An 18,450-nucleotide genomic window follows, 5' to 3' on the forward strand; every position below is an offset into this window, starting at 1 on the left:
GAGCCGGCTTTCGCCGGCCCCGCTTATTGCTGATCATCAATTGAGGCGGATGCCCTTGATAGGGCATCTGCGCGCGGTTATCCCCGCAAGGCCGGGCGCGTGATGCCGAGGTGGTCGCGCAATGTGGAGCCCTCATATTCCCGGCGGAATAGGCCGCGTTCCTGCAAGAGAGGTACCACCTCGCGATTAAACTCCTCCAGACCGCCGGGGAAGAAGGGCGGCATGACGTTGAAGCCATCGGCTGCGCCGTTTTCGAACCATTGCTGCATCCTGTCGGCAACGTCGCTCGCCGTTCCCATGACGATATGGTGGCCACGGCCGGCCGCGACGCGCAGCGCCAGTTCTCGGATCGTGAGCTTTTCGCGCCGTGCCAGCTCGGTCAGCAACTCGGCGCGGCTGCGCAACTGGTCGGAGATGGGAAGTTCGGGCAACGGGCCGTCGAGATCATAGTCGGCCAGGCTGTGGCCGATGCGCTCTTCGAGCAGCGGCATCGCGCTCTTGATGTCCGTCCAGCGGTTCAGTTCCTTCAGCTTTTCACTCGCCTCCTCGAAACTCCTGCCGATGATCGGCATGAAGCCGGGCATCACGGCAACGCTGGCCGGATCGCGGCCGAATTTTTCGACGCGCGCCTTGAGGCTCGTGTAGAAAGCCTGCGCTTCGGAAATCGCCTGTTGGGCGGTGAAGACGATATCGGCGGTGCGTGCGGCGAGATCCTGACCCGGCCCGGAGGAACCGGCCTGGATGAGAACCGGATGGCCCTGCGGCGAGCGCGGAATGTTGAGCGGTCCCTTGACGGTGAAATATTTGCCTTCGTGGTTGAGAACATGGACTTTCTCGGGATCGACGTAGCGGCCCGCCTGCTTGTCCTTGATGAAGGCGTCGTCATCCCAGCTGTCCCAAAGGCCGCGAACGACGTTCACATATTCTTCCGCCACCGCATAACGCTCGTCATGCTCGGGGTGGTCCTTGGAGAAATTCGCTGCCGTCCGTGCGTAAGAGGTGGTGACAATGTTCCAGGCCGCTCGACCATGGCTTAAATGGTCTATAGAGGCGAAGGCGCGAGCGGTGTGATAGGGCTCGCCATAGGTGGTGGAGGCGGTTGCGGCCAGCCCGATCTTCTCCGTCACCATTGCCAGCGCGGCAAGCAAGGTCAACGGCTCGAAACGTGCGATCATCGAAGGATGGGCGTCGACGCCGCTGGTCAGCCCGTCGGCGAGAAATACCATGTCGAACTTCGCCGCTTCGGCCATTTTCGTTACGCGGGTGAGCAGATCGAGGTTTTCGCTGCCGGCCTCCGCATCGGGATGACGCCAACCGGAAACGTGGTGTCCGGCACCCTGCAGGAAAAGGCCGAGATGCATCTGTCTTTTGCGGGTCGTGGTGGTCATGGGGATCATGCCTTCATGTCAGTCGAGTAATATTGGCGATACCAGAAGCATTTCGAGCTTCCTGAGGTCGGCTGCGGTTTTCATGGTCCGCACCAAGGCCGGGATACCGGCGAATTTTTCATTGCCGCCGGTCGCGTCGGCAAATTTTTCGGCCGGGTCATCAATGCCGGGAAGCCCGTCGACGCGGCGCGATAGCACCGTACCATCCTTCTTCGTGACATCTATCACCACGAAACGGGTGGTTGGGTCTGGCGACAGGCGGCGAGCGGTCTCGTCATGCCGGCGCGAGACTTTCGCGGAAAGGCCGAGCAGGTCGGCGCGTGCCGGGCGTTCGTCGAAATGGCTGATCCCCAGTGACCCATCCGTCAGCGCCGCAGCGAAGACATATTCGGGGCTGAAGCGCGCGTCTATGCCGGTTGCGGGCGTGGCAGGGCCGACAAGCGCGGCATCGCCGCCGGGCGGGAAGGTGATGGTGACCGCCTCGATTTCTTCCGGCTGCAGCTCATGGGTGCTGCGCAGCGCCAGCGCGCCCACGGCGACGGGGTGTGCCGCGGTACAACACGGGAAGGCCTTGAGGGTCAGGCCCGGCGAGACGATCTGCCAGGGTGCGCCCCAGCCGGAGAGAACACGCTTCGGCTGCTCGGCGCCGAAGGCGAAGGCCGAATAAAAGCCGATGGAATTTTCCAGAAAATCCGGCGCGCCCTGAAAGCCGGATCGTGCCAGCCGTGCTGCGGTGAGGCCGGCACGCGTGGCAAGCCCCGCATGGAGCGGCTTGGCGTCATAACCGAATTGCAGGCGAAGCCCGGCCGATTGCGTGGCGGCGAGGCCGAGCGCCACGGCCGTTGTCTGCGGATCGAATTTCAGGAGATGGGCGATCGCCGCCGCGGCACCCATGGGGCCAAGTGTGGCGGTGGCGTGGAAACCATTTTCGTAATGTTTGGTGCCGAGCGACAGGCCAATGCGGGCCATGGTTTCCAGCCCGACGATATAGGCGGCGATGAATGCATCCGCCGTCAAGCCTTCCTCGACCGCAACAGCCAGCAGGGCTGGAACAATGGCGACGGTGGGGTGGCCGCGCACACTGCCATGGACGTCGTCGTAATCAAGCACGTGACCGGCATGGCCGTTGATAAGGGCGGCGGTGAAGGCATCCGTACGCAGATCGTGGCCGACGATGCCGGCTGCGCCTTGCGTGCCTGACGTGAAGGTGTCGATCAGGATTTTCGTGCTCCTGTCGGCAGCGCCGCCCAGCAGGCAGGCAAAGAAATCGATCAGTGCCGTGCGGGCAATCGTGACCGCCTCTTCATCGTGTAGCGGATCGGAAGCGGCAATGGCTCCTGCAAGACGAAGTGTGAGTTTTTCCTCCGCGACCATGGCATCAGATCCCTTCGCCGTCATTCACGCGCGCGCCCTGTCCGCCGAGACCCTTGACGAAGGCGTTGATGCGCGGATTGGTCGACTTGTAGAATATGTGCTCCGGCGTGCCCTGATCGACGATCAGGCCGTTTTCGGTGAAGACAATTTTGTCGCTGATTTCTTCGGCAAAGCGCATTTCGTGGGTAACGAGAATGCTCGTCATGCCGTCGTTGACGAGGTCGCGGATGACGGCGAGCACTTCCCCAACCGTTTCGGGATCGAGTGCCGAGGTGACTTCATCGAACAGCACCAGCTCCGGCCGCATGGCGAGCGCGCGGGCGATCGCCACGCGCTGCTGCTGGCCGCCGGAAAGCTGGCCGGGATAGGCGTCGACCTTCTGGGACAGGCGGACCTTTTCCAGCAATTCGCGGGCATGGCGCTCCGCTTCCGTTTTTGGCGTACCAAGTATTTTGATCGGCGCGATGGTGATGTTTTCCATCACCGTCAGATGCGGGAAGAGGTTGAACTGCTGGAACACGATGCCGATCCGCTTGCGCAGCGCGATGCGCTCGGCCTCGGTTTTAAGCTGGTCTACTCGCGTGCCGCCAACGGTGATCTTGCCCGATTGCGGAATGAGCAGGCCGTTGATGCAGCGCAGGATGGTGGATTTGCCGGAGCCGGAAGGGCCGATGATGGAGACGGCGTCCCCCTTGTTGACGGTGAGATCAATGCCTTTCAGGACCTGGTTGTCACCAAAAGCAAGATGGATTGCTTCGAGTTCAACAAGCGGCTGGGCGTTTTGGGCGATGGATACGGACATGGCTTGTTCCAATCAGCGGGAAGCGAAGCGCCGCTCGAGGCGCTGCGTGAAACGGGAGACGGGATAGCAGAACAGGAAGAACGCCATCAGAACGGTGAGATAGACCACCACGGTGAAATCGTTGCGCTGCACGGCGGTGCTTGCGTCGGTCGCGGCGTGAAGAAGCTCATGCACGCCGACCAGCGAGGCGAGCGCCGTGCCCATGGTGATCGACGCATAGAGGTTCATCCACGGCGGCAGGGAGCGTTTTATGCATTGCGGCAGGATGATCCAGCGCAGGGTCTGGTTGCGCGAAAAGCCCAGGCCCTGAGCGGCTTCCCATTGCGCTGTCGGAATGGACTGGATGGCGCCGCGGGTGATTTCGGCGATATGGGCGCTGGCGGGGATGGCAAGACCCACAACCGCCTTGATCCAGTCCGGAAAAGGAATGTAGTTGCCAAAGGCCACGATCTCGAAGGGGAAGATGTAAGTCGCGGCAAAGATCAGCACCAGATGCGGGGCATTGCGGAAAATCTGTACATAGGTCAGTGCCGGTGCGCGAACCAGACGGTAGGGCGCAAGCTCCATGATGCCGAGAAGAACGCCGATAAATGTGCCGATGGCGATCGCCAGAATGCTTATCAGCACATTCATGGCGAAACCCTTGGCGAGATAGGGCAGCCATTCCAGCAGCACCTGGCCGAGCGACGGATCGAGGACCAGCCACAGGATGACGGCAACCAGGACGCCCAGCAGCAGAATGGTGCCGAAAGGCGGCTTCTTCACCGCCCGTGTTGGAGAAACCACCGCACTCATTGACCGAACCCCGGAACCGCAAGACGCCGTTCAAGCCAGAGACCGGCCCTTGCGACGATGAAATTGATGACGCTGAAGAAAACGAGGATAACGATCATCAGCTCGACCACATTGTCGCGCTGCGTCCAGATCAGGATGGAGGCATAGGTGATCTCACCCACGGCGATTGCAGAGCCGACCGTGGTGAGCTTCACCAGATTGACGAGATTGTTGATGATGGAGGGCAGCGCTGTGCGGATCGCCAGCGGAAACTCCACATAACGCAGAATCTCGAAGGAACTGAAACCGATTGCACGCGCTGCCTCGATTGTGGTGCCGGGCACCGCCTCGATGCCGCCGCGCAGCGCTTCGGCATGGAAGGCGGCAATGTGCAGTCCCGTGACCGCAACGACCCAGAAAAACGGCGTCAGCGGATTGTTCTGCGCGCCACCCAGCGCATTGGAAATCAGCATGTTGAGCACGAGGAAACCGCACATCAGCTGTACCAGCGTCGGCGTGTTGCGCGTCAGTTCTACATAGGCGCGCACGGGACCGGCGAGCCAGGTCCTCCCGGAAGTGAGCATTGCCGCGAAAATGAAGCCGAAGACGAGGCTGAGCGGCAAGGTGACGGCAACGAGGATCAGCGTCATCTTCATGCCGTCGAGCCAGATCTGAACCTCATAGCCGCTGTTCAGAAAATCATAGTTGAGGCCAAGATGCGCGGCCAGTTCTATGAAGCGCGCTGTAAATGAATCCTGCATTGGAAATCCATGCTGTTATTGCGGGTGCCGCCACGCGGGCGGCGCCAGAATGGCCTGCCATTATAAAGCAGAAAAGAACGGCAGGTGAACCGGCCGTTCCTGATGATCATGGGAACCATCTCTATGCCATCGTCCTCACCACGTTGCGGCGTGACGGGGGATGACAGGAAAGCCCTGCGCTGACCTTTACTGCGCGGCGGACAGCTTCTTCTGCTGTTCTTCCATATAGCCGATGCTCGGCAGACGGTTTGCCTTAGCGAATTCCAGCATCTTGCCGGAAGCGTGCAATTCCTTGACGATCTTGTCGAGAGCCGCCTGCGTGTCGCTTTCACCCTTGCGCAGCCAGATCACGGAATCCGACGGTATGAGATCTGTGGGGATGAGGATGCCGTAATCCTTCCACTCATCAGCGCGGTCCTGAAGCATCAGGCTCAGCGTGCCGTTCACGTGAACGGACACATCGCAATTGCCACCCTTCAGCGCCAGCAGCGATTCCGGCTGGCTCGGCAGCGCCTTTACCTGCGCGCCATATTGCTCGATGAGCGGCTGAGTGTAGTTGGAACCTTGAGACACGCAGGCGATCTTGCCTTTCAGGTCGGACCAGTCCTTGATGCCAGAGTCTTTTCGACCGATGGCGGCGCCGCCCTGACGGTCATAGGGGGTGGGCACGTAGTCGAGCGTTTTCGCACGTTCTTCGGTGTACTGCATGTTGGCGATAAGAATATCGACCTTCCCCTGCTGCAGGAACTGCACACGGTTTGGCGGGGTCACCGTCTCAGTCACCAGTTCAACGCCGAGACCCGCGGCGAGCGCCTTGGCGACGTCGATGTTGAGGCCCTTCTGCTCCTGCGTTTTTGGGTCAATAAAGCCGAAAGGAGCGCCGGAAAGAATGACGCCGACGGTGAGCTTGCCGCGACCCTTGATGCGGTCAAGCGTTGCATCCGCATGAGCGGTGGTTGCCAGCGAGGCGATGACAACGGTTCCGGCGATGAGTTTCGCGGCAAACTTGGGGAGGGAGAAGGCCATGGGTATTTCCTTTTGCTTGTGGCTGGAACCTACATGACGGACTTGCAGAGAGCGAGAATTGGCATTGCGCAAAAAATACTATGAATAGAAACGAGTTCCAATAATGTTGTCAGGCAGAAAAAATATCCTAATAAATTAAAATCGTAGAATCTTGTTCTTTAGGTTTTAGTGGTGTGCGGCTTGTTTCAACCAAGAGGCGAGAAGCAAGCCGCACTGCCTTTCAATTATCGTCCGGCGTTATAGGCCGCGATTGCTGCCATGTTGACGATATCGCTGTCCTTGGCCCCCATCGAGGTTATCTGCACCGACTTGTCGAGGCCGACGAGAAGAGGGCCGATGACGGTCGCACCGCCCAATTCCTGCAGCATCTTGGTGGAGATGGAGGCAGAATGGATGGCGGGCATGACCAGCACATTGGCGGGGCCGGAAAGGCGCGCGAAGGGATACTGGCTCTGCATGCGGTGATGGTTCAGCGCCACATCCGCCGACATTTCGCCATCGACCTCGAAATTGACGTTGCGCTTGTCGAGAATTTTCACCGCCTCGCGCACCTTGTCGGAGCGTTCGCCGACCGGCTGGCCGAAGGTGGAATAAGCGAGCATGGCAACGCGTGGCTCGTAACCGAAACGGCGGGCGAGGCCGGCTGCCTCCTCTGCGATATCGGCGAGGTCCTCGGCATTCGGCATGTCGTGCACGGCCGTGTCGGCCACGAAGACGGTGCGGTTGCGCGAGACAACGAGGGATACGCCAATGACGCGATGGCCGGGCTTGGTGTTGATGCAACGGCGGATATCTTCCAGCGCCGTCGAATAATTGCGCGTCACGCCCGTCACCACCGCGTCCGCATCGCCCATCGCCACCATGCAGGCGGCGAAGTGGTTGCGGTCGTTGTGGATCAGGCGCTGCACGTCGCGCAGCAGGAAGCCGCCGCGCTGCAGCCGCGCATAGAGGTAATCGATATAGGCATCGACCCGGCTGGAGAGGCGGGCATTGGTAATTTCGATATTGGCGCGGTCGAGATCGATACCGGCACGCTCCGCATTGGCCTTGATGATATCGTCACGGCCGAGCAGGATGGCGGTACCAAGCCCTTGAGCGGTAAACGAAATCGCCGCGCGCATGACCTGTTCTTCTTCCGCTTCGGCAAAGACCACGCGCTTGGGCGAACGACGCACACGCTCGTAAAGGCGTTGCGTGGTCGAGGCCATCGGATCACGACGGGCCGAAAGCTCGCGGGCATAAGCGTCGAGATCGGGAATTTCGCGCTGGGCGACGCCGGTTTCGATAGCGGCTTTTGCCACGGCGACAGGAATGGCGGAGATCAGGCGCGGATCGAACGGGACCGGAATGATATATTGCGGCCCGAAGCGGGGGCGGTTGCCCTGATAGGCGGCGGCCACATCGTCAGGCACGTCTTCGCGGGCCAGATCCGCCAGCGCCTGCGCGGCGGCGATCTTCATGGCATCATTGATCTGGCGGGCACGCACATCGAGCGCGCCGCGGAAGATATAGGGGAAGCCGAGGACGTTGTTGACCTGGTTCGGATAGTCGGAACGTCCCGTCGCCATGATGGCGTCATCGCGGATGCGGGACACTTCTTCCGGGGTGATTTCCGGGTCGGGATTGGCCATTGCAAAGATAATCGGCTTCGGCGCCATGGAGCGGATCATTTCTTCGCTGAACGCGCCCTTCTGTGAGAGGCCGAACACCACGTCAGCACCCTTCATGGCTTCCGCCAGCGTGCGATTGTCGGTTTTCACCGCATGCGCGGATTTCCATTGGTTCATGCCCTCGGTGCGGCCCTGATAGATGACGCCCTTGGTATCACAGAGCGTGATGTTTTCCGGGTTGAACCCCATGGCCTTGATGAGGTCCATGCATGCGATTGCGGCCGCACCCGCACCGTTGCAGACGAGCTTGGTGGTCTTGAAGTCACGTCCGGTCAGTTCGATGGCGTTGATGAGGCCGGCGGCGGCAATAATGGCGGTGCCGTGCTGGTCGTCATGGAATACGGGAATATCCATCAATTCGCGCAGGCGGCTTTCGATGATGAAACATTCCGGCGCCTTGATGTCTTCCAGATTGATGCCGCCGAAGGAGGGGCCGAGGTAACGCACGCAATTGATGAATTCATCGGCGTCTTCGGTATCGACCTCGAGATCGATGGAATCGACATCGGCGAAACGCTTGAAGAGGACCGACTTGCCTTCCATGACCGGCTTCGAGGCCAGCGCGCCGAGATTGCCCAGCCCGAGGATCGCGGTGCCGTTGGAGATGACGGCCACCATGTTGCCGCGTGTCGTATAATCGTAAGCGGTCGCCGGATTTTCGGCGATGGCTTTCACCGGCACCGCCACGCCGGGCGAATAGGCGAGCGACAGATCCCGCTGTGTTGCCATCGGCTTCGTCGGGGTGATTTCCAGCTTGCCCGGCCTGCCTTCCGCGTGGAAATCCAGGGCTTCCTGATCCGTAACCGATGTTCTTGTGCTGGCGGGCTTGGTCGTGTCGGACATGGGCTGTGTGTGCTTTCGTGTCTATAACAATGTAAAAATATCCGCCGTTGTTATTGTATTTTTCGCGCGCCTGCCAAGCCTTGAATGTTGTTCAGTGCAGCAAATTTAAGCGGGATGAAATTTGCGACCGATTCAATCGATTAATTCCGCGTGCTGCTTGTCAAAGGCTCAGTCTGTAGGCTCGGCGGGCCATATTCACGAAAGCTTCGACATGCAGGGCAAGCGCGCCGCGCCTGACGAGCAGTACGCAGTCGGACCATGCCTCCGCGCTATCGAGTGACACGGCGGCAGTGCCCCTTGCGGAAAGCACCGTGCTTTCCGGCAGGATGGAAATGCCCGCACCGGCCTCCACGAGCGCGAGAATCGTATTGACGTTGGCGATGCGCAAGCCAACTTGCGGCGTGCAGCCGGCATCTTCGAAAAGCGAAAGCGCGCTGCTGCTGAGGCCGAGGCCAATCTCGTCAACCGGCAGCAGCAGTTTTTCGTGCAGGATATCGCTGACGGAAACCTGCGGGCGATTGGCGAGTACGTGACGTTCCGGCAAAGCGACGCAAAGCCTCGATCGGTCGAACGGCATGGTTCGCAAGGTCTGCGGCAGCGTGGGAAGAGGCGCGCGGATGAAGGCAACGTCGGTCTCGCGGGTCGTCACCTGCTCGATCAGCTGTTCCATTGTCATGCCCGGCAACAGTTCAAGTGTCACGTCTGGGTGCTCGTCACCATAGCGGGTAATGAGCGCGGGTAGTTTACGCTCGGCCATGACACTGGTGCCGTAACCGATGCGCAGCGTGCCAAGCTGGCCGCGGCGGATCTGCTGCGCCCTTTCCAGCGCACTTTTGGTGCGTGCAAGGATTTCTTCCGCCTCGATGAGCATGGACTGACCGGCCGGGGTAAGTTCCACACCGCGATTGATGCGGTGAAAGAGCTTGAAGCCCAGATTTTCCTCCAGCTGTCGAATGCGCTGGGTGACGGCGGGCTGGGCAATGCCGAGCTGCAGGGCGGCGGCACGAAAGTTCCTCGCCCTTGCCGCTTCCACGAATATCGTGAGTTGACGAATATCCATCGGGAGATTTCTTTGTTTTGTCAGGTGTGATGTGATATAAGCATAGCTTATCGAAATTGCCCAGCTTGCGCATTGTCATCTTGTCGCAGGCGACGTTATACCGCAGCCAGTGTTTTGATCGTCTTTGCCGCTTTGCAGGCCTTGATGGGAGAAACCGGGGAGGATTTGTTCAAGCATCTTGCCCGCCGTCCATGGGGCCGGCGGTTACCTGCAGTGAATGGGTCAAGCATGACAGTCACGACGGAAGTCTTCCCCACCATTGTTCCCCGTTCAGCCGCGCCGCCTTCGGCGCATCTTCGCCTGGCCATTGCGGCCGCAGGCTGTCCCGGCTTCGCCGGACACTGAACAATCACCGGGCTTCAGCCTTTTGGGGCAGCTCTTATAACCGGACATTCTTTCATGGGTAATCCAGCAACTTCTTTATCGCTCCCAGCCAGATTGTGGCTGTTGGTGCTCGGCGCTGTCATCGTTGCCGCAGGCCTGTTCTTCGCCATTGGCGGCGGCCAGCTTGTGGCCCTCGGCGGCAGCCTCTATTTCGTCACGGCAGGCATCGCGCTCATCGTCTCGGGCCTGCTCATCCTGCTGCGCAAGCCTGCCGGTGCGGTTCTCTTCGGCCTTGTCTTCGTCCTCACCGGCATCTGGGCGGTGTGGGAAGCCGGATTGCACTTCTGGCCGCTCATTTCACGCCTTCTCGCGATGGGCGTCGGTGCCATTGTCGTTGCGCTCTCCTATCCTCTCCTGCGTCGCGCGGCCGGCAAGGCTCCGGCATACGGCGCCTCTTTCGCCATTGCCGCCATTCTCGCCATCGCCACCGGCGCGGGTTTTGCCGGCATGTTCGTGCCGCACCCCACCGTCGCCTTCAATGGTGAACCGGCAGCCCTGACGCCTGTCACACCGGAAACGGAGCAGAAGAACTGGGAACATTACGGCAATACATCCGGCGGCAGCCGCTTTGTCGCTCTCGATGAAATCACGCGCGACAACGTCAAGAACCTCGAAGTCGCCTGGACCTACCACACCGGCGATACCCCGATCAGCCCCGGCGCGAATGGTGCGGAAGATCAGGAAACGCCGCTGCAGGTTGGCGACACCGTATTCCTGTGCACGCCGCATAACAATGTCATCGCTCTTGATGCAGATACCGGCGCAGAAAAGTGGAAGACGGAAATCAACGCGAAATCTTCCGTCTGGATGCGTTGCCGCGGTCTTGCCTATTTCGACGCCAAGGCGCCGCTGAAGCAGCCGACCGCACCGGGCTCCACGCCGGTTACCCCGGCTGTGGTGGCCGAGGGCGCGCTTTGCCAGCGTCGCATTCTGATGAACACCATCAATGCGGAACTGATAGCGCTCGATGCCGACACCGGCGCGTTTTGCCCTGATTTCGGCACCAATGGCCGCGTCGACCTGAAGATCGGTCTCGGCGATGCGCCGGACCCGCAATATGTGTTGACCTCCGCACCTACGCTTGCCGGCACGACTGTCGTTGTCGGCGGCCGTATCGCCGACAACGTTCAGGTCGACATGCCCGGCGGTGTGATGCGCGGTTTCGATGTGGTGACGGGCGCGCTTCGCTGGGCCTTCGACCCTGGCAACCCTGATATTACCGGACTTCCGCCCGAGGGACAGACCTACACGCGTTCCACACCCAACGTCTGGGCGTCCATGTCCTATGATCCGGAGCTGAACACCGTCTTCATGCCGGTCGGCAGCCCCTCGGTGGACTTGTACGGCGCAACTCGCACACCGCTCGACCATAAATATGGTGCTTCGATGCTGGCGCTCGATGCCACCACCGGTCGCGAAAAATGGGTCTACCAGACGGTTCATAACGACCTCTGGGACTTCGACGTGCCGATGCAGCCGAGCTTCGTCGATTTCCCGAAAGCGGATGGAACCACTGTTCCGGCACTGGTTTTCGGCACCAAGGCGGCGCAGATCTATGTTCTCGACCGGGCGACAGGCCAGCCGCTGACCAAGGTTGAAGAAGTTCCGGTCAAGCCCGCCAATATTCCGAACGAGCGCTACGCGCCGACACAGCCACGCTCGGTCGGCATGCCGCAGATCGGTGCGCAGACCCTGACGGAAGCGGACATGTGGGGCGCGACCCCGTTTGACCAGCTTCTTTGCCGCCTTGCCTTCAAGGGCATGCGTTATGAGGGCCTTTATACGGCGCCGGGCACGGACCTCTCCCTGTCGTTCCCGGGCTCGCTCGGCGGCATGAACTGGGGCGGTCTTTCGACGGACCCAACCACGAACACGATCTTCGTCAACGACATGCGCCTCGGTCTCTGGATCCAGATGCAGGAAGCGGCACCGACCAAGGCTGTCGCGAGTGGCGGCGAAAGCGTCAACACCGGCATGGGCGTCGTTCCCATGAAGGGCACGCCCTATGCGGTGAACAAGAACCGTTTCCTGTCGGCTCTCGGTATACCCTGCCAGGCCCCGCCCTATGGCACGATGACCGCTATCGACATGAAGACCCAGAAGATCAAGTGGCAGGTGCCCGTGGGCACTGTCGAGGATACCGGTCCGCTCGGCATCAAGATGGGCCTTCCGATCCCGATCGGCATGCCCACGCTCGGCGGCACGTTGGCCACGCAGGGCGGTCTCGTCTTCATCGCCGGCACCCAGGATTATTATCTGCGCGCTTTCGATACGGCGACCGGCAAGGAAGTCTGGAAGGCCCGCCTTCCGGTCGGCAGCCAGGGCGGCCCGATGAGCTACAAGTCTCCGAAGACCGGCAAGCAATATATCGTCATCTCAGCTGGCGGCGCACGCCAGTCTCCTGACCGTGGCGACTATGTCATCGCCTATGCATTGCCGGGCTGACGCTTGCGTCACGCCTCACTTGAAGCCGGCCCCGGGAGCAATCCCGGGGTTTTTATTTGCTCTGCATCGATCCGCGCGAAGAAATCGAGTGGAACCTCACCTGTCGCGTGGCGTTAGGAAAGCGTGCCGGGGCAGACACCCAGCTGTTCACCAAGCTTTCACAAGGGGGATTTATGAGCTTGCGCTTGTCCGCCCATGAACCGATGATGGCGGTATTGGGAAATATGTATATTGTCCGGCGCGCCGGGAAATTTTTTGACGTTGGAAAGGTTTTATTGTGAAGGAACAATCTCGAAAGATCACGCCGGTTCTTCTGGCCGGTGGTGCTGGCTCCAGGCTATGGCCGGTCTCGCGCGATCAGTTGCCCAAGCAGTTTCAGCCGCTGGTCGGCAATCTTTCGACCTATCAGCAGACCCTGCAGCGGGTGGGTGACGAAACGCTTTATTCCGAGCCACTTGTCATCACCAACGAGGATTTCCGTTTTTTTGCCCGCCGTCAGGCGGAGGAGATCGATCTGCCGGCCACCGTGGTGCTTGAGCCCGCCCGCCGCGACAGCGCCGCCGCCATGGCCGCCGCCGCCGTGCTGGCCGAGCGCCGCGAACCCGGATGCCTGGTTCTGGCGCTTGCTGCCGACCATGTGGTGCTCGATGCCGACAAGTTTTCCGATGCCGTGAAACTCGGCGCCAAAGCCGCCGATCAGGGCAATATAGTCGTCTTCGGCCTGGTGCCCACGGAGCCGCGCACCTCCTATGGTTACATCAAGCCGGGCGAGGCGATTGATGGTGAAAAGGATCTGAGCAAGGTCGAGGCCTTCGTGGAGAAGCCTGACATGAAGACGGCGATCTCCTATCTCGAAAAAGGCTATCTCTGGAATTCCGGAAACTTCCTGTTCCGCTCCGACGTGATGATTGCAGAACTGGAGGCCTTTGCGCCGGAAATTCTGGCCGCGGTAACGCAGTCCGTCGAGCAATATGAAAGCGACCTCGGCTTCGTGCGTCTGCATCAGGAAAGCTTCGAAGCCTCGCCCAAGAATTCCATCGACTATGCCGTGATAGAGAAGACCAGGCGCATGGCAGTCGTGCACGGCCATTTTCGCTGGTCGGATATCGGCAGCTGGGACGCGATCTGGGAGATCGCCGACAAACACAGCAATGACAATGCGCTGGAAGGTAACGGCGTCTTCATCGATTCCGAAGGCTGCCTCATCCATTCGACGCAATTGCTGACGACGGTGGTGGGCGCGAAGGACATGGTGGTGGTGGCCACCAAGGATGCGGTTCTGGTGGTGCCGAAGAACCGGGTGCAGGACGTGAAGGGTCTGGTGGAGACGCTGAAGGACGGCGAACATGCGCCACAGACGCAGACCCACAAGCGCGTTTACCGGCCCTGGGGTTACATCGAGCACATGTATGTGGACGAGCGTTATCGGGTTGGTCATATCACCGTCGATCCTGGCCACCGTATCTCGTTCCAGAAACACTATCACCGCTCGGAACACTGGATCATCGTCAAGGGAACGGCCACCGTGACGATTGGTGACGAAACCCGGCTGCTGACGGAAAACCAGTCGGTCTATATCCCGATCGGCCAGCCGCACCGTCTTGCCAATGAGGGGCAGATCCCGCTCGAACTGGTCGAAATCCAGACCGGAGCCTATATCGGCGAGGACGATGTCATCCGCATCGAGGACGATTACAAGAGGCAATAGGCGTTACCTACGCCAAGAGAATAAGCGAAGCGGACGTCTGCCCGCTTCGCCTTTTGGTTCAGGCCGCCAGTGCATTTATACAATGGGCAAAGCCATGAGAGAGAATTGCCGCCTCCAGTCCCCGGCGCCAAAATAGCCATCCGAAGATGAGTCCGGGAATAAAATTCCCGGTCAGCACTGCAAGGACGAGTGCCGGCCGGGGCTGCGCGGCAATGGTAAACAGAAACGGCAGATGACCAGCGGCGAACAGAGCGGCAGCGATCACGATGGCGGCCCACATTATGAACGCTCGAACCTGCCCGCCTCCTGTAGAGCGCCAGAGAATCCACGCGAAAAACGACATCATGCCCCATCGGGTCAATAGCTCTTCGGTGACGCCGCCATAGAGAAGCCGGGTGGCCAGGGGAATGTCAAATCTGGTCATATTTGCCATGGTTGCTGCATCTGTGACCAAGGGCAGGATCGCCGACGAATAGACGATCATCACAATGGCAACGGCAACACCCGCAGCAAGTGCCGGAGGCACTTGTTTTCGCAGTACCGCACGCGGATCGCCGCCCGTCAGCCAGCTATCGATCAAAGGCGCATGGAGTCCGATTTTTGCGGCGAGGGCTTGGCCGGTGGCGACCGAGGCGACGGTCAGAACTGCTGGTTGGAGGAGTATCAACAGGCGCATCGCCATTGAAACCTGCTGTCCCGGTATGAGCTGCTCAAACGCGGCGAGTAAGAGCGATGCGACACCGATCAATCCGATGATCAGGAGAATATGCCAGCGTTTCATTGTCTCTTGCACCTGTTTCCTTGCTGCGCAGGGTTTTTAAACCAGTGGCATTGCGTGTGGATTACGGCGCGCAAGCCCCTCTACGGTCCGGCTGTCAGGCGAATTTTGCCATCCTTCGAGACGCCGCTGAATGCAGTAGCGAGATTCGTATTTTAGGCGGTTGCCTAATCAAAAATCTTCGCATACGTTCCAACTGCAACGTTTCAGTGAGGGAGGAGACTCATGCGAATGCGTGTTATTTCTGCGGCTTTTCTGGCCAGCGTGATGATTCCGGCGGGCTTTGCCGGGGCCACTGATCTCGAGGTGACCCATTGGTGGACATCGGGCGGCGAAGCCGCGGCGGTGGCCGAACTGGCCAAGGCTTTCGACGCGACCGGCAATAAATGGGTGGACGGCGCGATTGCCGGTTCGGGCGGCACGGCCCGGCCGATCATGATCAGCCGCATCACCGGCGGCGATCCGATGGGCGCCACCCAGTTCAACCACGGCCGGCAGGCGGAAGAACTGGTGCAGGCCGGCCTGATGCGGGACCTGTCCGACGTTGCCGAAAAGGGTAAGTGGAAAGAGGTCATCAAGCCGGCGAGCCTGCTCGACAGCTGCACCATCGACGGCAAGATCTATTGCGCGCCGGTCAATATCCATTCGTGGCAATGGCTGTGGCTTTCCAATGCGGCGTTCAAGAAAGCGGGCGTCGAAGTTCCGAAGAACTGGACGGAATTTGTTGCGGCAGCGCCGGCGCTGAAAAAGGCCGGTATCCAGCCGCTCGCGCTTGGCGGCCAGGCATGGCAGGCGAACGGCCTGTTCGACACGCTGACGCTTTCGATCGGCGGAAAGGACCTTTATCAGAAGGTCTATGGCGACAAGGATGCCGAAGCAGCGGCAGGTCCTGAAATGGCAAAGATTTTCGCAGCTGCCGTCGAGGCGCGCGACATGGCCAAGGGCACCAATGTTCAGGACTGGAACCAGGCCACCAACATGGTCATCACCGGCAAGGCCGGCGGCCAGATCATGGGCGACTGGGCCCAGGGTGAATTCCAGCTCGCCAACCAGAAAGCCGGCACTGATTATTCCTGCCTTCCTGGCCTTGGCCTAAGTGAATACCTGACCACGGGTGGCGACGCCTTTTATTTCCCCGTTTTGAAGGACGAGGCGAAAACCAAGGCGCAGGATGTTCTTGCCGCGACCATCGTTGATCCGAAAACGCAGGTTGCCTTCAACCTGAAGAAAGGCTCGCTGCCGATCCGCGGCGACGTCGACCTGAATGCAGCCAATGACTGCATGAAAAAGGGCCTGGCAATTCTGGCCAAGGGCAATGCGCTGACCAGCACCGACCAGCTGATTTCCGCCGATACGCAGAAACAGAAGGAAGATCTGATGGCGGAATTCTTCGCGGGCTCGATGTCGGCGGAAGACGGGCAGAAGCGTTTCGCGGACATTATCGGTTCGGCTGACTGATCGTAATCTCTTCGGATCGGGAGCGGTTCGCCGCTCCCCTTCCAACGTCCGGGCTATGCCAGGATAACAGGCAATGGCCGGAGTTTCTCGCGGCGAGCCCCGTGCTCGGCCGTTGACTGTAACGTTACAGGAGGAGGTAACATGGCAGGTCAAGCGCGCTCACGGCGGCCCAACCAGCTTTTCCGCAATCTCAATTCGAAGATTGCCTCCATTCCGATGATACTGACCGCCGTGGTGATCTTTCTTGGCGGCACGGTCTGGACGGTGGTTTATTCCTTCACCAATTCCAAGCTTCTGCCGCGGGCGAACTTCATCGGTTTCGATCAATATGAGCGGCTGTGGGCCGCGCCGCGCTGGATCGTCTCAATCCAGAATCTGGCGATTTACGGCATCCTGTCGCTAATTTTCAGCCTTGTCATCGGCTTCGTGCTGGCGGCATTGATGGATCAGAAAATACGTTTTGAAAACGCGTTCCGCACCATCTTCCTGTATCCTTTCGCTTTGTCCTTCATCGTTACCGGCCTCGTCTGGCAGTGGCTGCTGAACCCGGAATTTGGCATCCAGTCCGTTGTCCGTTCGCTTGGCTGGGAAAGCTTCACGTTCGACCCGCTCTACAATTCCGAGATCGTTATCTATGGCATTCTGATCGCGGCGCTCTGGCAGGGCACGGGGCTCGTCATGTGCCTGATGCTGGCCGGTCTTCGTGGCATTGATGAAGACATCTGGAAGGCGACGCGCGTTGACGGCATTCCGATGTGGAAAACCTACACCCTCATCATCATACCGATGATGCGTCCCGTCTTCATCACCACGCTCGTCATCATCGCCAGCGGCATCGTCAAGGTCTACGACCTCGTGGTGGCGCAGACAAGCGGCGGGCCGGGCATCGCGTCCGAGGTCCCGGCAAAATATGTCTATGACTACATGTTCCAGGCGCAGAATCTGGGGCAGGGCTTTGCCGCCTCTACTATGATGCTCCTGACGGTTGCGATCATCATCATTCCATGGGCCTACCTTGAATTCGGAGGCAAGAAACGTGGCTAATCTTAGCACATTGAACACGGTTGTTGCCGCCAACGATGCGGTTTCCAATGAGCTCTCCGGCCCGCGCGGCAAGAAGCCAAGGAAAACCTTTTCCCGCCGCAACATCATTCTCTACGGCACATTGTTCGTGGCTGCTGCCTATTACCTGCTGCCGCTATACGTGATGGTCGTTACCTCGCTGAAGGGCATGCCGGAAATCCGGCTCGGCAACATTTTCGCACCGCCGGTGGAGATTACCTTCGAGCCTTGGGTCAAGGCTTGGGCGAATGCCTGTACAGGGCTGAATTGCGACGGGCTTTCGCGGGGCTTCTGGAACTCCGTACGCATCCTCGTGCCGTCGGTCGTCATTTCCATCATCGTCGCCTCCGTCAGCGGCTATGCCATGGCGAACTGGAAGTTCAAGGGATCGGAGTTGTTCTTCTCCATCCTTATCATCGGCGCCTTCATTCCCTATCAGGTGATGATTTATCCGATCGTTATCGTGCTCCGCGAACTGGGCATTTACGGCACACTGAGCGGCCTCGTCATCGTTCACACCATCTTCGGCATGCCGATCCTGACGCTGCTTTTCCGCAACTATTTCGCCTCGCTGCCGGAGGAACTTTTCAAGGCGGCGCGGATCGATGGCGCTAATTTCTGGCAGATTTATTTCCGCATCATGCTGCCCATGTCACTGCCGATCTTCGTGGTGGCGATGATCCTGCAGGTGACCGGCATCTGGAACGACTTCCTGTTCGGCGTGGTGTTCACGCGGCCGGAATATTACCCGATGACGGTGCAGCTCAATAACATCGTCAACTCCGTGCAGGGCGTGAAGGAATACAACGTCAACATGGCCGCAACCCTTTTGACCGGGGCCGTGCCGCTGATCGTCTATTTCCTCTCCGGCAGGCTTTTCGTCCGCGGCATTGCTGCAGGCGCAGTAAAAGGTTGAG

General features: G+C 59.7%; 15 protein-coding genes. 6 read left to right on the forward strand and 9 right to left on the reverse strand.

Features of this window, described 5'->3' with window-relative positions:
• Positions 1-77: 77 nt before the first annotated feature.
• The 8 genes from FHW77_RS17875 to FHW77_RS17910 form a co-directional block, all read right to left on the reverse strand.
• Positions 78-1,397, reverse strand: coding sequence for an LLM class flavin-dependent oxidoreductase (locus FHW77_RS17875; RefSeq protein WP_022563613.1), 1,320 nt, complete (start codon positions 1,395-1,397; stop codon positions 78-80).
• 9 nt (positions 1,398-1,406) lie between these two features.
• The gene (locus tag FHW77_RS17880; protein ID WP_044459943.1) at positions 1,407-2,762 is read right to left on the reverse strand and encodes an MmgE/PrpD family protein; all 1,356 of its coding nucleotides are present in this window, start codon (positions 2,760-2,762) and stop codon (positions 1,407-1,409) included.
• A 4-nt stretch (positions 2,763-2,766) separates the two neighbouring features.
• Complete coding sequence (locus FHW77_RS17885) at positions 2,767-3,564, reverse strand: amino acid ABC transporter ATP-binding protein (RefSeq protein ID WP_044459812.1); 798 nt, start codon at positions 3,562-3,564, stop codon at positions 2,767-2,769.
• Positions 3,565-3,576: 12 nt separating this feature from the next.
• The gene (locus tag FHW77_RS17890) at positions 3,577-4,359 is read right to left on the reverse strand and encodes an amino acid ABC transporter permease (protein WP_006698607.1); all 783 of its coding nucleotides are present in this window, start codon (positions 4,357-4,359) and stop codon (positions 3,577-3,579) included.
• Complete coding sequence (locus FHW77_RS17895) at positions 4,356-5,099, reverse strand: amino acid ABC transporter permease (protein WP_006698606.1); 744 nt, start codon at positions 5,097-5,099, stop codon at positions 4,356-4,358. Before FHW77_RS17895 ends, FHW77_RS17890 begins: the two co-directional genes overlap by 4 nt.
• Positions 5,100-5,285: 186 nt before the next feature.
• Positions 5,286-6,125 carry a transporter substrate-binding domain-containing protein gene (locus FHW77_RS17900; protein WP_004438468.1) on the reverse strand — a complete coding sequence of 280 codons (840 nt, stop codon included), beginning with the start codon at positions 6,123-6,125 and terminating at the stop codon, positions 5,286-5,288.
• 224 nt (positions 6,126-6,349) lie between these two features.
• Entirely contained in the window at positions 6,350-8,638 is a 2,289-nt protein-coding gene (locus FHW77_RS17905; RefSeq protein ID WP_034498268.1) for an NADP-dependent malic enzyme, read from the reverse strand.
• A 160-nt stretch (positions 8,639-8,798) separates the two neighbouring features.
• Positions 8,799-9,698, reverse strand: coding sequence for a LysR family transcriptional regulator (locus FHW77_RS17910; RefSeq protein ID WP_044459813.1), 900 nt, complete (start codon positions 9,696-9,698; stop codon positions 8,799-8,801).
• A gap of 399 nt (positions 9,699-10,097) precedes the next feature.
• Between FHW77_RS17910 and FHW77_RS17915 the strand changes: the two genes are divergently transcribed.
• From FHW77_RS17915 to FHW77_RS17925, 3 genes are read left to right on the forward strand one after another with little or no spacing between them, the layout of a single operon-like run.
• A complete protein-coding gene (locus FHW77_RS17915; RefSeq protein ID WP_044459814.1) occupies positions 10,098-12,527 on the forward strand; it encodes a glucose/quinate/shikimate family membrane-bound PQQ-dependent dehydrogenase in 2,430 nt (809 codons plus the stop codon).
• Positions 12,528-12,583: 56 nt separating this feature from the next.
• Entirely contained in the window at positions 12,584-12,808 is a 225-nt protein-coding gene (locus FHW77_RS17920) for a hypothetical protein (RefSeq protein WP_044459815.1), read from the forward strand.
• Positions 12,805-14,235 carry a mannose-1-phosphate guanylyltransferase/mannose-6-phosphate isomerase gene (locus FHW77_RS17925; protein WP_044459816.1) on the forward strand — a complete coding sequence of 477 codons (1,431 nt, stop codon included), beginning with the start codon at positions 12,805-12,807 and terminating at the stop codon, positions 14,233-14,235. Before FHW77_RS17920 ends, FHW77_RS17925 begins: the two co-directional genes overlap by 4 nt.
• A gap of 58 nt (positions 14,236-14,293) precedes the next feature.
• Here the strand turns inward: FHW77_RS17925 and FHW77_RS17930 are convergent, their stop codons facing one another.
• On the reverse strand, positions 14,294-15,016 hold the full coding sequence (locus FHW77_RS17930; protein ID WP_035211073.1) for a CPBP family intramembrane glutamic endopeptidase: 723 nt from the start codon (positions 15,014-15,016) through the stop codon (positions 14,294-14,296).
• 222 nt (positions 15,017-15,238) lie between these two features.
• On the opposite strand from FHW77_RS17930, the gene FHW77_RS17935 reads away from it, so the two are divergent.
• The 3 genes from FHW77_RS17935 to FHW77_RS17945 all read left to right on the forward strand — a co-directional run bounded on the left by FHW77_RS17935 (position 15,239) and on the right by FHW77_RS17945 (position 18,449).
• Positions 15,239-16,471, forward strand: a complete 1,233-nt coding sequence (locus FHW77_RS17935) for an ABC transporter substrate-binding protein (protein ID WP_034498262.1) — start codon at positions 15,239-15,241, stop codon at positions 16,469-16,471.
• A 141-nt stretch (positions 16,472-16,612) separates the two neighbouring features.
• On the forward strand, positions 16,613-17,515 hold the full coding sequence (locus tag FHW77_RS17940; protein WP_004438488.1) for a carbohydrate ABC transporter permease: 903 nt from the start codon (positions 16,613-16,615) through the stop codon (positions 17,513-17,515).
• A complete protein-coding gene (locus tag FHW77_RS17945) occupies positions 17,508-18,449 on the forward strand; it encodes a carbohydrate ABC transporter permease (protein WP_004438490.1) in 942 nt (313 codons plus the stop codon). Before FHW77_RS17940 ends, FHW77_RS17945 begins: the two co-directional genes overlap by 8 nt.
• The last annotated feature ends 1 nt before the right edge of the window (position 18,450 follow it).

Origin of the sequence: Agrobacterium sp. RC10-4-1 (assembly GCF_014138475.1) — a bacterium.
GTDB classification, from domain to species: Bacteria; Pseudomonadota; Alphaproteobacteria; order Rhizobiales; family Rhizobiaceae; genus Agrobacterium; species Agrobacterium pusense.

Coding starts and splice junctions, on each gene's coding strand:
- FHW77_RS17900 (WP_004438468.1), bottom strand. CDS start 6,125: ATGGCCTTCTCCCTCCCCAAGTTTGCCGCGAAACTCATCGCCGGAACC.
- FHW77_RS17905 (WP_034498268.1), bottom strand. CDS start 8,638: ATGTCCGACACGACCAAGCCCGCCAGCACAAGAACATCGGTTACGGAT.
- FHW77_RS17935 (WP_034498262.1), top strand. CDS start 15,239: ATGCGAATGCGTGTTATTTCTGCGGCTTTTCTGGCCAGCGTGATGATT.
- FHW77_RS17875 (WP_022563613.1), bottom strand. CDS start 1,397: ATGATCCCCATGACCACCACGACCCGCAAAAGACAGATGCATCTCGGC.
- FHW77_RS17880 (WP_044459943.1), bottom strand. CDS start 2,762: ATGGTCGCGGAGGAAAAACTCACACTTCGTCTTGCAGGAGCCATTGCC.
- FHW77_RS17885 (WP_044459812.1), bottom strand. CDS start 3,564: ATGTCCGTATCCATCGCCCAAAACGCCCAGCCGCTTGTTGAACTCGAA.
- FHW77_RS17940 (WP_004438488.1), top strand. CDS start 16,613: ATGGCAGGTCAAGCGCGCTCACGGCGGCCCAACCAGCTTTTCCGCAAT.
- FHW77_RS17915 (WP_044459814.1), top strand. CDS start 10,098: ATGGGTAATCCAGCAACTTCTTTATCGCTCCCAGCCAGATTGTGGCTG.
- FHW77_RS17930 (WP_035211073.1), bottom strand. CDS start 15,016: ATGAAACGCTGGCATATTCTCCTGATCATCGGATTGATCGGTGTCGCA.
- FHW77_RS17910 (WP_044459813.1), bottom strand. CDS start 9,698: ATGGATATTCGTCAACTCACGATATTCGTGGAAGCGGCAAGGGCGAGG.
- FHW77_RS17895 (WP_006698606.1), bottom strand. CDS start 5,099: ATGCAGGATTCATTTACAGCGCGCTTCATAGAACTGGCCGCGCATCTT.
- FHW77_RS17890 (WP_006698607.1), bottom strand. CDS start 4,359: ATGAGTGCGGTGGTTTCTCCAACACGGGCGGTGAAGAAGCCGCCTTTC.